The 353-nt window shown below is 39.4% G+C and carries 1 protein-coding gene; it reads right to left on the bottom strand.

Annotated elements, in window-relative coordinates; translation table 11 throughout:
- Window positions 1-111 precede the first annotated feature (111 nt).
- The coding region (locus N7548_RS08855) for a zinc ribbon domain-containing protein (RefSeq protein ID WP_263609112.1) at window positions 112-353 on the bottom strand (242 nt) is incomplete at its 5' end.

The following is a 353-nucleotide window of genomic DNA, read 5'->3' as shown; positions in this document are numbered from 1 at the left end:
GTGAACTACCCACCACTTAACTAGAAGTGGGGGCTTCCTATCCATAAAAGCGTACCCGCGATTGACTCAATAGGCTATCCCCGTAGTCCCTACGGTTCTTAATGTGTCTTATTACTGAAAAGCTAATTTGTACTGTCTTAATCCCTCTTTATTGATATTGATCGCTGCGTTATGATCTCTATCTAAGTGTAGTTCACACTGCTTACACTCGAAAACTCGATTATTGAGTTTGAGTTCACTATGAATCTCACCACAGGTACTACAGGTCTTTGAGGATGGATACCACTGATCCATCACCATCAAAGTCTTACCTTGTATTTCTAACTTATACTTTAAGAATGAAACAAATCTAG

Source organism: Paracholeplasma manati (assembly GCF_025742995.1).
GTDB lineage: Bacteria > Bacillota_I > Bacilli_A > Acholeplasmatales > UBA5453 > Paracholeplasma > Paracholeplasma manati.
This window is presented reverse-complemented; position numbering and strand designations above follow the sequence as displayed.